Source organism: Aliidiomarina indica (assembly GCF_015354615.1).
Taxonomy (GTDB): domain Bacteria; phylum Pseudomonadota; class Gammaproteobacteria; order Enterobacterales; family Alteromonadaceae; genus Aliidiomarina; species Aliidiomarina indica.
In genome coordinates this window covers 44,493-57,400 of record NZ_JACAVQ010000006.1, presented here as the reverse complement: position 1 = coordinate 57,400, position 12,908 = coordinate 44,493, and the positions used below count along the sequence as shown (strand labels likewise).

Here is a 12,908-nt window from a genome sequence, read left to right as displayed (position 1 = left end):
TCCGTAATTACAGTTGCTGCGCCGTTTTCACCACATTTTCAACGGTAAAACCAAAATGAGCGAAAAGTTGCTCGGCTGGAGCAGATTCACCAAAGCTCGTCATTCCCACCACGGCACCGTCAAAACCGGTATATTTGTGCCAAAAATCAGCGATGCCCGCTTCAATGGCCACGCGGCGACGAACCTGAGGGGGTAACACAGAGTTGCGGTATTCTTTATCTTGCTGATCAAATACGCAGGTGGAAGGCATCGAGACCACTCGCACTTTCTCGCCAGATTCGTGTAACTTCTCTGCCGCTTGCATCGCAAGTTCAACTTCAGACCCGGTGGCAATCAAAATAAGCTCTGGATTTGCGGAGAAATCTTTTAGCACATAACCACCCCGACGGGCGTTGGCCAACTGCTCGGCGTTCCGATCCATTTGCGTGACCCCTTGACGGGTGAAGATCAAACACACGGGACCATCGGTACGTTCAACAGCCGCCTGCCAAGCGATTGCGGATTCGACCTGATCACATGGGCGCCACGTATTTACATTGGGGGTAAGGCGTAAATTAGCCAACTGCTCTACCGGCTGATGCGTCGGTCCATCCTCACCCAAGCCAATCGAGTCGTGGGTGTACACATGAATAACCGGCTGCTTCATTAAGGCTGCCATACGCACCGCATTGCGCGCATATTCCATAAACATCAAGAAGGTGGCACCGTAAGGGCGCAAGCCTCCGTGCAGCTGGATACCATTCATAATGGCTGACATGCCAAATTCACGCACGCCATAGAAAATGTAGTTTCCGTTGGCATCGGTAGCGGTCAGTGGTTTTGAATCTTTCCAAATGGTTAGATTTGATCCAGCCAAATCGGCCGAGCCGCCCAACAATTCCGGCAGGATAGGGCCGAGGGCATTCAATGCATTTTGCGAGGCTTTACGGGTCGCTACTTTCTCTGGATTTGCTTGTAATTTCTCGACATAAGCTTGCGCTGTCTGTGCCCAGTTTTCCGGCAATTCACCCGCCATACGACGTTTGAACTCGGCAGCAAGTTCTGGATATTGCTTGGCATACGCGGCAAACAATTCATTCCATTGGGTTTCACTTGCCGCGCCAGCAGCTTGCGCAGACCATTGTTCGTAGACATCGGCTGGCACTTCAAACGGACCATGTGGCCAAGCGAGCGCTTCACGAGTTTTTGCGATTTCGTCATCGCCGAGCGGTGCGCCGTGACAGCTTTCGGTACCCTGTTTGTTGGGGGCACCAAATCCGATAATGGTTTTACAGCAAATAAGCGTAGGCCGCTCGCTATCTGCCCGCGCCGCTTCAATGGCCGCCTTAACCGCGTCGCTATCATGACCATCCACGTCGGCGATGACCTGCCATCCGTAACTTTCAAAACGCTTCACCGTATCGTCGGTAAACCAGCCTTCCACTTCGCCATCAATAGAAATACCATTGTCATCGTAAAACGCGATAAGTTTGCCTAACCCCAGGGTGCCCGCCAACGAAGATACTTCATGTGAAATACCTTCCATCAAGCAGCCATCACCGAGGAAGGTATAGGTGTAGTGATCGACCACTGGAAATTGTGGGCGATTAAACTGCGCCGCCAGTACTTTTTCTGCAATCGCCATACCGACAGCATTCGAGATACCTTGACCGAGCGGCCCAGTGGTGGTCTCTACGCCTGGCGTGTAGCCATATTCAGGATGTCCCGGCGTTTTCGAATGCAACTGCCGAAAGTTTTTTATATCGTCGATGGATACATCATAGCCAGTCAGGTGCAGTAACGAATAGATAAGCATGGAGCCATGTCCGTTCGACAACACAAAGCGGTCTCGGTTGGCCCAATCAGGGTTCGTTGGATTATGTGACATATAATCCCGCCAAAGAACTTCGGCGATATCCGCCATTCCCATTGGTGCTCCTGGGTGGCCTGATTTAGCTTGTTGAACAGCATCCATACTTAGTGCACGAATGGCATTAGCGAGATAGCGACGATCGGACATTACTGACTCCTGGCGGTTAGGTGATCAAGTGAACGTGGGGGCTCGTATACCCTAGCGCGCGTATTGTCCATCATTCAGCCATAACTGGCAAATTCCGTCTCCCAGTTTCGGATGAATTGCATGCAGGCGAATCGAACAATGCGTTTCCATTTAGACAGATAGACGTCTAAATGTAGTATTTAATAAGAGAATACGATAAACTCACCCCCAATTTTAAAAGTGCCGGCACAAACCGGTCTTTCTTTTATTTGCGAGAACAAAACACTATGGCAAGACACCTCTTTACCTCTGAATCCGTTTCCGAAGGGCATCCGGATAAAATCGCCGACCAAATCTCCGACGCAGTCCTTGACGCGATTCTTGAACAAGACCCACGGGCTCGTGTGGCGTGCGAAACTTATGTAAAAACCGGCATGGTTTTAGTGGGTGGCGAAATCAATACCAATGCGTGGGTTGATATCGAAGAGCTAACCCGCAATACCGTGCGGAAAATTGGCTACACCCATTCAGATATGGGTTTTGATGCAGATAGCTGCGCAGTATTGAATGCCATTGGTAAGCAATCTCCAGATATAAATCAGGGCGTTGATCGGGCTCGCCCAGAAGATCAAGGTGCTGGCGATCAAGGATTGATGTTCGGTTACGCCAGCAATGAAACCGCCGAGCTAATGCCTGCCCCCATTATGTTTGCGCACAAACTGGTGCAACGTCAGGCAGAAGTACGCCGCACGGAATTGCCATGGTTGCGCCCTGATGCCAAGAGTCAGCTGACCTTTATCTACGAAGACGGCAAACCTGTGGGTATCGACGCCATTGTATTGTCGACGCAACATGCTCCTGAGGTTTCCCTTGAGCAAGTGCGAAAAGATGTTCTTGAAACCATTATTAAGCCGGTCTTGCCAAGCCATTGGCTCACCCCAGCGACTCAAATTCACATTAACCCAACCGGTCGTTTCGTGATCGGCGGCCCCATGGGCGACTGTGGGTTAACCGGACGTAAAATTATCGTTGATACTTACGGTGGTATGGCGCGTCACGGTGGCGGTGCTTTCTCAGGCAAGGACCCATCGAAAGTGGATCGCAGCGCCGCCTATGCAGCGCGTTATGTTGCCAAAAACCTGGTGGCGGCGGGTCTTGCGGAGCGTCTTGAAATTCAAGTGTCTTATGCCATTGGTGTGGCAGAGCCAACCTCTATTAGTATTGAAACATTTGGCACCAGCACATACGACGAAGCGACTCTGATTCGCCTTGTTCGCGAACATTTCGATTTGCGCCCTTATGGAATTTTGCAAATGTTGGATTTAGAGCGTCCAATTTACTTGCCAACCGCGGCGTACGGGCATTTCGGCCGAGAGGAGTTCCCGTGGGAGCGTACCGATAAAGTTGACGCTATTTTAGCGTCACTTTAACCCCCCTGTTTTTGGCATATTATGCGCATCCCTCGAATTTATCACCCGGAGCCCATTAGCGGACAGCAGCAAGTGACCCTCAGCGATGATGCGAGTCATCACGTGGGTCGCGTGTTGCGTATGCAACCTGGCCAAGCCCTCGAGCTGTTCGATGGCAGCGATGTGCGTTATGCCGCAAGCATCGTCAGCGTTACCAAGAAATCTGTGGTCGCAGCCATCACCGCGGCTGAAACAGACTCACGCGAATCAGACCTGCAAATTCACTTAGTTCAGGGGATTTCAAAAGGCGATCGCATGGATTTCGTCTTGCAAAAATCGGTCGAACTAGGGGTTACATCAATTACCCCTATCTTCACTCAACGCTGTAATGTGAAGCTTAACCAGGAGCGGTTGGACAAGAAGCAGGAACAATGGCGTAAAATTGTGTTAGGTGCCTGTGAGCAAAGTGGACGCAATCGCGTTCCTGAAGTAAAGGCGGCGGTTTCATTGGCTCAATGGCTCGCGGAATCTGACACCAGTCAGCGCGTTATTCTCGATCCCTATGCAACCTCTCGCTTTCGTGACATCCCCCAAAGCACATCCTATACCTTGATTATCGGCCCGGAAGGCGGCTTCACCGAACAAGAAGTTCAATTGCTGGACGAACATCAATGTTTAGGGGTACAGATAGGTCCGCGTATTCTGCGCACAGAAACTGCCGCACTTGCGGCCATAACTGCGTTACAATCTCATTTCGGCGATTTCTAAAAGGAGCCCGCTATGTTGCGCGTCGCGATCGTAATGGATCCCATTGCTACTGTTAAAACTTATAAAGACACAAGTTTTCGTTTGGCCCTTGAGGCGCAAGCCCGTGGTCATGACTTATTCTATTTAGAAATTGGTGATCTCTTTGTCGAAGATGGCAGTCCATTTGGGCGAGTGCGCCCATTGGAAGTGCGCGACCAACTGGACGACTTTTATACCCTCGGTGAGAGCAGCATAGCGCCCCTTGGCGATTTTGATGTCATTTTGATGCGCAAAGATCCGCCATTTGACATGGAATTTGTTTACGCTACTCATATTCTTGATCTCGCCGCCCGCGACGGTGCCTTGGTGGTGAATCGCCCTCAGAGTTTGCGTGATTGCGGTGAAAAACTGTATACCGCTTGGTTCCCGTCGCTGATTCCCGCCACCATAGTTACCCGCGATAGCGCACAAATTCGTCAATTTTACGCTCGCCACAAAGATGTTATCTTAAAACCTCTTGATGGTATGGGCGGTGCCTCGATTTTTCGGGTTGATGAATCAGGTTCGAATCTAGGCGTAATTATTGAAACACTCACCCACCATGGAAAACGTTTTGCCATGGTGCAAGAGTATTTGCCTGCCATTAAAGACGGCGATAAGCGGATACTACTTATCAATGGCGAGCCGGTACCCTACTCGTTAGCCCGAGTTCCATCCGCTGGAGAAACTCGCGGTAATTTGGCTGCTGGTGGGAGTGGGCGTCCACAACCCCTGAGTGAGTCAGATTTTGCATTGGCGCACGCCGTTGGGCCCATCTTAAAAGAGAAAGGGCTGTATTTGGTGGGCTTAGATGTCATTGGTGATCGCATTACCGAAATTAATGTGACCAGCCCAACCTGTATGCGTGAAATAGAAAACGCTTATGATATTAATATTGCTGCGCAACTATTTGCAGCCATCGAGGCTGACGTACCAGCGCAATCGTAGTAACTAAAAACAGCAAAGGCGTGGTTATCTGTGAGTAAAAGCACACCAAAAGCAAAGCCTAGTGACGACAGCTCAGAATTTCGCAGTTTGCAGAATCATTTTCTGATCGCGATGCCTGGTTTAGACGATCCGTTCTTCCAGCGCAGTGTCACCTATATCTGTGAGCATAACCAAGAGGGCGCGATGGGCTTAATGGTTAATCAACCGGTGGATATGACCGTCGCTAAACTTTTGGAACAAATAGAAATTGAAGTGCCCACGGATAAGTATTTACAGCTTGCCCATGTTTATACCGGTGGCCCCGTGGCCACCGATCGCGGGTTTGTATTGCACACACCGCAACAAGGGTGGCGCAGTAGTTTACAGCTGGGTAATGATATTATGATCACTACCTCTCGCGACATCCTTGAATCACTCGGCTCCGATCAAGCACCCGCCAAATTCATTCTGGCGCTTGGCTACGCCGGTTGGGATCCGGGGCAACTCGAGCAAGAAATTGCAGATAATAGTTGGCTAACGATTCCCGCAGATGCTGACATCCTATTTAACACCCCCACGCCAGAACGCTGGAGTAAAGCGGCGGAACGGCTTGGGTTTGATATTTCACAACTTTCAAGCCAAGCGGGCCATGCCTAATGAGCGTGCTCAGCTTTGATTTTGGCACCAAGAGCATCGGCGTTGCCGTCGGACAAGCAATTACCGGAACCGCGACGCCGTTACCTGCTTTAAAGGCAAAAGAAGGCATTCCCGATTGGCAGCTCGTTGAGAAACTCATCAAAGAATGGCAACCCAGCCTTTGTGTGGTAGGGCTTCCGCTGAATATGGATGGAACCGAACAACCATTGACCGATTTGGCGCGTAAATTTGCTAACCGCCTGCATGGTCGCTTTGGCGTACAAATTCATCTTCAAGACGAACGCCTCACCACCACCAGTGTGCGTGAAGCGCTATTTGAACGCGGTGGCTTTCGCGAACTGCAAAAAGGCCGCGTCGATAGCGCGGCCGCTTGCCTTATTTTGGAAGATTACTTCTCGTCACTGTAGCAGTAACGCGCCCTTATAAATTCTCTTCTGCATATTGCGCCAAGCTTGAGCGCACCACGCCGTTCAGGTTCATGGTTGAGCTGCCATGATAATTTTTAAAGCGCTCAACAATATAGGTAAGCCCTGAGGTCACGGCTGTAAGGTAGTACGAATCAATTTGTGCCAAGTTACCGGAGCAAATGATTTTGGTGCCGGCACCACAGCGCGTCACAATCGTTTTAAGCTGCGACGCCGTAAGATTTTGCGCTTCATCGAGTAATACCACAGCATTTTGAATGCTGCGACCACGCATAAAATTCAGTGACTTAAACTGAATATTGGCTTTGTTCATAATGTAATTCAAACTCGATTCCATGTTTTCATCTTGTTTGTGCAGCACTTCTAATGAGTCGGTGATTGCTGCGAGCCACGGCGCCATCTTCTCTTCTTCGGTGCCCGGCAGATAACCGATCGACTCAGCAATTTCTGGCGTATTGCGGGTCACAATAATCTTTTCGTATAACCCCTTTTCTACGACTTGTTCAAGAGCGGTTGCCAACGCCAACAGGGTTTTACCGCACCCCGCAGGCCCGGTGAGAATCACCAAATCTTGGGTAGGGTCAAGCAATGCATGCATGCCCATCGCCTGATATATATTTTTCGGCAAAATCCCCCAAGCCCGTTGGCTCATCAGTCGTTCCCGACCAATATCGAGCAACTTTACGTGGGTGTCGGTAAAGCTTTCGACCCGTGCGGCAAAGGTTTCCGTTTCGTCTAGCAAATATTCATTGGGATAAACCGAAGGAAACAGGTCACGGGCGACATAATGGTAAATATCTCGACCATCTTGTTCCGTTTTCACATCTTTCACGCTATCCCAGAAGTTTCCTTCAAAGGTATAGAACCCTTTTGCCAGTAAGCGAATATCATCAATTAATTGGTCGGTGCGATAATCTTCCACCAGTTTTACGCCAGCTCCTTTTGCTTTCAGGCGCATATTGATGTCTTTGGTAACCAACACTACTTTTCGAGGGGCGCGATCCGTTTGCAGTTGCAGTGCCGTTTGAATAATGCGGTGATCATTCTCGTTTAACGACAGCGCGCTCTCGGTCTGCCGCAATTGGTAATCTGGGAAAATCGACAAATGCCCCTCTGCTTGATGTTCTCCGGTAACACGGGTTAACGGCACTCCCGAGATAATTTGCTCCGGCGTTGCTTCATGCAATGCTTCTTCCAAAGCACGAATCGCCACCCTGGCATCACGACTGACATCTTTTTGGCGGTCTTTAATGTGGTCCAGCTCTTCTAAGACCACCATAGGAATAACAACGTTATGTTCTTGAAAATTGAGAAAAGCGAGAGGTTCGTGCAGGAGGATATTCGTGTCGAGGATATAGTACTTGGGCCCAGATTCACTCATAAGTGACCTCATCAATTGTTGTTGTTTTATTTAATCATAGACCAATCAAATGAAGCTGGTATGACAAAATTGAAAATTTTTTTAACGGCGAATTCTGCTATGATGCGCGCTCTATTTTTGGCAATTTCCAAGTGAATGAAATCTTCATGTTTGTGTATAACCCACCGCAACACCCTTGGCTCGATATCCTGTGGCGCGATGATGATCTGCTCGTGCTCAACAAGCCTGCAGGGCTATTATCCGTGCCGGGCAAAGCGCCAGAGCATAAAGATAGTTTGATCCTGCGGGTGCAGCGGGCGCTGCCTAGCGCACGGGTGGTACATCGCCTCGATATGGCCACATCAGGAATTATCGTGATGGCCTTACACAAAGAAGCTCAGGGAAAGCTTGGTCAACAATTTGAACGTCGCCAAATTACGAAGCATTATCGGGCGCGAGTATTTGGCCAATTAACAACAGACGCAGGGGATGTGCAGCTTCCATTGCGCTGTGACTGGCCAAATCGCCCCAAACAAATGGTTTGTTTTGAGCAAGGCAAATCAGCCCTTACCCGATATCAAGTGATTGCGCGTGACCAAGACAGTACCGACGTGCAGCTGTTTCCGGTGACAGGACGTTCCCATCAGTTGCGGGTTCACATGCAGCAGCTAGGGCATCCCATTCTTGGTGATCGTTTATACGGCAGCTCTGAATCAACCGCCGCGGCAAAACGTTTGCTGTTGCATGCAGAATTTATCGCCTTTCGCCATCCGATGACCGAGCAGGCGCTTGAGTTCTATTCGCCCGTTCCCTTCTGACGCCTTAATTTCCGCAGGCGATCATATAAATCCTGCACTTCCTGTGCCGCTTGTTTGGCTTTCTCTTTAAGTTCTTTCGAGGCATCGCTGGGCAGTCGATCCGGATGACATTGCTTCATCTTCTGGTGGTACGCTTTTTTCAATTCACGATCGCTGACGCCCGAACTTACCCCAAAGAATTCATAAATATCCGCCTCGCGATAGTGCGACGAGGGCTTGTGTTTGCTGCCCTGTTGGCGCGCACTTTGGCCGCGCTCATTCGCAATCATGTCTACCCAATAGCCTAGGAGAAACCCCAAAACGGCTCCCAAAATACGCCCTGCTGCAAAACCTAAAAGTGTGCCTAGCAAACGTCCAAACATATTAAGAGAGCTCTTGATTTAATTGGGTTAATCGTTGCGGAGTTCCGACATCTGTCCACACCCCGTGATACAGCTCGCCGGTGAGTTTCTGGTTTGTCATCGCGCGAGTAAAGAAAGGACGTAACTTGTGAAAGCCCGGCGCCGCGCCAGCAAATAACTGCGGCGACAATACACTGATGCCACTGAAGGTATACCGTGGTTGATCAATAAGGTAGCCTGACGATAAATCAAAATCGCCCTGTGGATGGTGCTCTGGATTTTCCACCAACACCAGGTGACCTAGTTTAGATTGCAAGGTTGTGGGCAGTTGGGTGAAATCGTAATCTGTAAATATATCACCATTGATCACTGCAAAAGGCTGATCCGGGGCGCCTTCTTGCAGCAACGGCAGCGCCTGAATAATGCCTCCTGCGGTTTCTAAGCCACCTTCAGGTTCATGGGACCAAAGAATTTGTGCGCCCCAACGACTGCCATCGCCAAAATAAGATTCCAATTGCTCACCAAGCCAGGCGGTATTAATCACGATCTCGTGCATACCAGCCGCGACTAACTTCTGCAGATGCCATTCAAGCAACGGTTTTCCTGCCACTTTTAATAACGGCTTTGGCATATTATCAGTCAGTGGACGCATGCGCGTGCCTCGTCCCGCTGCCAGAATCATCGCACGCATTTAGTTCGCGCCTATGAGCGCACTGCGCTCGGCAATGGCCGGTTGAATGCGTGTGGTTATCCACTCATGGTAGTCACGTAGCTCCGCATGATCTGCGGCCACATCGGCCAAGTATTGCACCGTGTTTGGAATATCATCGAGGTAACCTTGCTTGCCGTCACGAATGGATAATCGCGCAAATATGCCGCTGGCTTTGGTATGCCGTTGCAACCCCATCCAGTCGAACCACTCTTGCCATTGATCCGCGCCTATCTGCTTATCCAGTAGCCCACGATCTTGCAGCAGCTCGCGACATTGTTGGGCCAACTTAAGCACGACTTCTTTCGGCCAGCGCACGTAGCAATCCCGCAATAACGACACCACGTCGTAGGTGACAGGCCCTGTCACTGCATCTTGAAAATCGATGATGCCTACGGTTTGCTCGGGAGTGAGCATTAAGTTACGACTATGGTAATCACGGTGAACACCCACCGTCGGCTGGGCCAACGCCTGCGCAATCATGCGCGCAGAGAATTGCTCCCACAATTTTTGCTCAGCAGGGGATAAGGTTAACTGGAGATGGGAGCCTAAGAGCCAATCGTGGAACAAACTGTTTTCACGCATTAGCAAGGCCCGATCATAGGGCGGAATTTGCCCTTGCCGATGTTCAGTAACACGCATAATTGCCGGAAGTTCAGCCAAAGCCCGGGCATACATACGAGGGGCCGACTCCGATGTTAAGACACCATGCAGAAGCTGGTCACCAAAGTCTTCTAGAAGCATCAACCCTGCATCGTACTGTGCTGCGATTACCGCGGGCACATGAACGCCTGCCTGCCGATACGCGAGCGCAAGAGAAATAAAAGGCTCGAGCGATTCCGGCGGGGGAGCATCAACTAACACCCATGATGCTTTAGGTTGGGCGCTAAACACGCGGAAGTAGCGGCGAAAGCTGGCATCACCGGCTAACGGAACCACCTCTAGGTTTTCGTATCCTAAAACCTGAGCAACCCATTGCTGCATGGTTTGCATTCGTGACATGATGAAATGCTCCAAGAAAATAAAATTTGTGCGCTAACTCGCGTAGAACGCATCTTAGCAAATAGCCCGCAGAAGGAAATTGCTTTATCATACCTGCCATAATCATAACCTTGGACGTAAGCCAGTTTACATGACGTTTTCGTTTCGCCCATTTGTAATCACATCACGCACTATCCGATACGCTCTTTATGGGGCGGGATTGGTGTCGCTTTTGATGGGCGTTAGTTATGCACAAGACAGTATTGCTGGCCCCCAGCCTAGCGATGCAGTAGGACCGCCAGCAGAACAGTGCCGAATTTTGCCCGCTTGGTTACTCGATCTTCCCGAGCGTTCAGTGGATGATGATAACGCAAGCGAGTTTGAAATTCGTACTTTCGCGGATCGTACCGAAATTAATCGGAATCGCTTCGCTACCATGCAAGGGAATGTGCAGTTAATTCAAGGTTCCCAAGTTCTCCGAACTGACCGCGCTCAACTCGATCAATTGACTGGTCAATTAAGTGCCACCGGCGGACTTATTTACACCGACGGCTATATAGCCGTGCGAGCGAGTGAGATTCTTGCGGATAGTTTCGATCAAGCGGTTGAGATTATTGATTCTGAATACGTACTGATCCCCACCGGCGCTATTGGCCGTGCGGGGAAAATAGATATTCAAGCAGATACAGGCTCCCGTGAAGTTACATTGCATCAAGGCACATTCACTACCTGTCCTGGAGAGCGCCCAGCCTGGCAAATTCGTGCCCAACAAATTACGGTCAATGAAAATGAAAGTTGGGGAACCGCACATCATGCCCAATTTCGAATTTTCGATGTGCCGGTGCTGTACATTCCTCGCTTTAGCTTTCCTGTTACGGATGAGCGAAAAAGTGGTTTTCTCTATCCCACCATTCGCAGTTCATCCCGCAACGGCTTGGAAATAGAAATTCCGTACTATCTTAACCTTGCGCCTAACTATGACATGACGTTGAGCCCACGCTTGATGAGCGAACGAGGTGTCATGGGGGTGGTTGAAGGGCGTTACCTGACCGAACGGCACGAGGGAAGCACCTACGTTGAGTATCTCGATTCAGATAGTAGTGCCAGCGGTAATCATAGCCGCTCCCTGTGGCGCGTTGAGCATGCCACCGATATCTCCGATCGCTGGTCGAGTTATATCGATATAGCGCAAGTCAGCGATATCGCCTATATCAATGATTTTGGTGCTCCCTTTGCCAATCGTGCTGATCCGAATTTATACCGCCGTGCTCAGTTCGATTACCGTAGTAATCAAACGCGCGCGCAGATCCAAATCGAAGACTTCCAAATGCTTGGGCCCTATCGCGCGCCCTATCGCACCTTGCCACGGGTGAGTGTGCAACATGAAGAAGGTATTTCAAGTAATTTGACGGCCCTGGTACACAGTGAGCTGAGCCATTTCCGTAATCCGATTAACAACGCCGATTACGCGACCCGGATGCATCTTGAGCCTAGCTTACGCTACCGCGTTGTTCGTCCCGCTTGGGATTGGACAGCCGATCTGCATTACTTAGTCACCCATTACGAGCAATCGACAGAGAACCCTGCCGAAGGCTCCAAAACGCGAGCACTTCCACAGTTTCGCTGGCACGGACAGGTTCATTTAGAGCGGCAATATAGCAAGCGCGAAGGCTTTCAAACCGTAACGCCGCAAATCCAATATTTGTACGTGCCTTTCCGCGACCAAAGCCAAATTGGCATTTACGATACCATTCTTATGCAAGATGATTATCACAGCTTGTTCCGGCCGCGCCGCTTTACTGGCCTTGATCGTATTGCAGATGCGCATCAAGTCACCATAGGCGCAACCACCAGTTTTTTTGATGCGCAAGCAGAAGAGTTAATGCGCTTTAGCTTAGGGCAAATCATTTATCTAGACGAAAGCCGCACACAACTGTTTGACGAAACCAGTCGTATTACCGCCAGCAATTCTGAAGTGGCTGCCGAACTGGATTTTCGCTTGGGCTCCCGCTGGTTTGCCAGCTCCGCGATTCAGTATGATACGGATTTGAGCCTAGTGAGGAAAAGTCGCGCCGCCATTGAGTATCGTAAAGACGATGGGAACTTGATACAGTTGAACCATCGCCGCGTGCGGGGTTTGGTGGGAACGAGCGAGGAAGTTGAACAGGCCGGTATTATTGGCACCTGGGCATTGGCCGATGATTGGCGCTTGGCGAGTCACTGGTATCATGACTTGCGCTCAAACCGCGCGATGGATGCCGCCATCGGTGTCCAGTATGATAGATGCTGCTGGTCAATTCGGGTAAGTGCGTATCGCAGAGTTGATCGCAACTATGAATTTGTACAGCCGGGGGAGCCACTCCCTCCTGCCGAGTTTGATACCGGAATTAGTTTGCAGTTTATGTTAACGGGCCTTGGCGGTTCTGGTCCGGGCATGCTCGACATGCTGCAACAGAGCATTTTCGGATATCGTAGACCGTTTTACCTGAACAATTAATTTCGTGACCATGGAATTAT

Annotated in this window: 12 protein-coding genes; 7 read left to right on the top strand and 5 right to left on the bottom strand. The window is 50.1% G+C overall.

The features are described from left to right. Window positions 1-7: 7 nt before the first annotated feature. Window positions 8-1,999 carry a transketolase gene (gene tkt / locus HXZ99_RS09590; RefSeq protein ID WP_194757082.1) on the bottom strand — a complete coding sequence of 664 codons (1,992 nt, stop codon included), beginning with the start codon at window positions 1,997-1,999 and terminating at the stop codon, window positions 8-10. Between the two features lie 266 nt (window positions 2,000-2,265). On the opposite strand from tkt, the gene metK reads away from it, so the two are divergent. From metK to ruvX, 5 genes are read left to right on the top strand one after another with little or no spacing between them, the layout of a single operon-like run. Then, a complete protein-coding gene (gene metK, locus HXZ99_RS09585; RefSeq protein ID WP_194757081.1) occupies window positions 2,266-3,408 on the top strand; it encodes a methionine adenosyltransferase in 1,143 nt (380 codons plus the stop codon). Between the two features lie 21 nt (window positions 3,409-3,429). After that, window positions 3,430-4,155, top strand: coding sequence for a 16S rRNA (uracil(1498)-N(3))-methyltransferase (locus HXZ99_RS09580; protein WP_194757080.1), 726 nt, complete (start codon window positions 3,430-3,432; stop codon window positions 4,153-4,155). Window positions 4,156-4,167: 12 nt separating this feature from the next. After that, window positions 4,168-5,121, top strand: a complete 954-nt coding sequence (gene gshB / locus HXZ99_RS09575) for a glutathione synthase (RefSeq protein ID WP_194757079.1) — start codon at window positions 4,168-4,170, stop codon at window positions 5,119-5,121. Window positions 5,122-5,151: 30 nt separating this feature from the next. Continuing rightward, window positions 5,152-5,757 (top strand): YqgE/AlgH family protein, encoded by a 606-nt coding sequence (locus tag HXZ99_RS09570; RefSeq protein ID WP_407928515.1) that lies wholly within the window; start codon window positions 5,152-5,154, stop codon window positions 5,755-5,757. Beyond that, window positions 5,757-6,164: a Holliday junction resolvase RuvX gene (gene ruvX, locus HXZ99_RS09565; RefSeq protein WP_194757078.1), complete on the top strand. Its 408-nt coding sequence runs from the start codon at window positions 5,757-5,759 to the stop codon at window positions 6,162-6,164. Before HXZ99_RS09570 ends, ruvX begins: the two co-directional genes overlap by 1 nt. Before the next feature lie 13 nt (window positions 6,165-6,177). On the opposite strand, the gene HXZ99_RS09560 is transcribed toward ruvX, so the two are convergent. Further along, a complete protein-coding gene (locus HXZ99_RS09560; RefSeq protein WP_194757077.1) occupies window positions 6,178-7,563 on the bottom strand; it encodes a PhoH family protein in 1,386 nt (461 codons plus the stop codon). 146 nt (window positions 7,564-7,709) lie between these two features. Between HXZ99_RS09560 and HXZ99_RS09555 the strand changes: the two genes are divergently transcribed. Next, window positions 7,710-8,360 (top strand): RluA family pseudouridine synthase, encoded by a 651-nt coding sequence (locus HXZ99_RS09555; protein ID WP_194757076.1) that lies wholly within the window; start codon window positions 7,710-7,712, stop codon window positions 8,358-8,360. Here HXZ99_RS09555 and HXZ99_RS09550 read toward each other — a convergent pair. Genes HXZ99_RS09550 through HXZ99_RS09540 form a run of 3 tightly spaced genes read right to left on the bottom strand, consistent with a single transcriptional unit; the run spans window position 8,339 to window position 10,412 of the window. Further along, window positions 8,339-8,722: a J domain-containing protein gene (locus HXZ99_RS09550; RefSeq protein WP_194757075.1), complete on the bottom strand. Its 384-nt coding sequence runs from the start codon at window positions 8,720-8,722 to the stop codon at window positions 8,339-8,341. The two genes, HXZ99_RS09555 and HXZ99_RS09550, sit on opposite strands and share 22 nt — an antisense overlap. A gap of 1 nt (window position 8,723) precedes the next feature. Continuing rightward, window positions 8,724-9,392, bottom strand: a complete 669-nt coding sequence (gene murU / locus HXZ99_RS09545; RefSeq protein ID WP_194757074.1) for an N-acetylmuramate alpha-1-phosphate uridylyltransferase MurU — start codon at window positions 9,390-9,392, stop codon at window positions 8,724-8,726. Next, complete coding sequence (locus tag HXZ99_RS09540) at window positions 9,393-10,412, bottom strand: aminoglycoside phosphotransferase family protein (protein ID WP_194757073.1); 1,020 nt, start codon at window positions 10,410-10,412, stop codon at window positions 9,393-9,395. A gap of 130 nt (window positions 10,413-10,542) precedes the next feature. Here HXZ99_RS09540 and HXZ99_RS09535 point away from each other — a divergent pair, with 130 nt between their 5' ends. Beyond that, the gene (locus tag HXZ99_RS09535; protein ID WP_228517887.1) at window positions 10,543-12,888 is read left to right on the top strand and encodes an LPS-assembly protein LptD; all 2,346 of its coding nucleotides are present in this window, start codon (window positions 10,543-10,545) and stop codon (window positions 12,886-12,888) included. Window positions 12,889-12,908 lie beyond the last annotated feature (20 nt).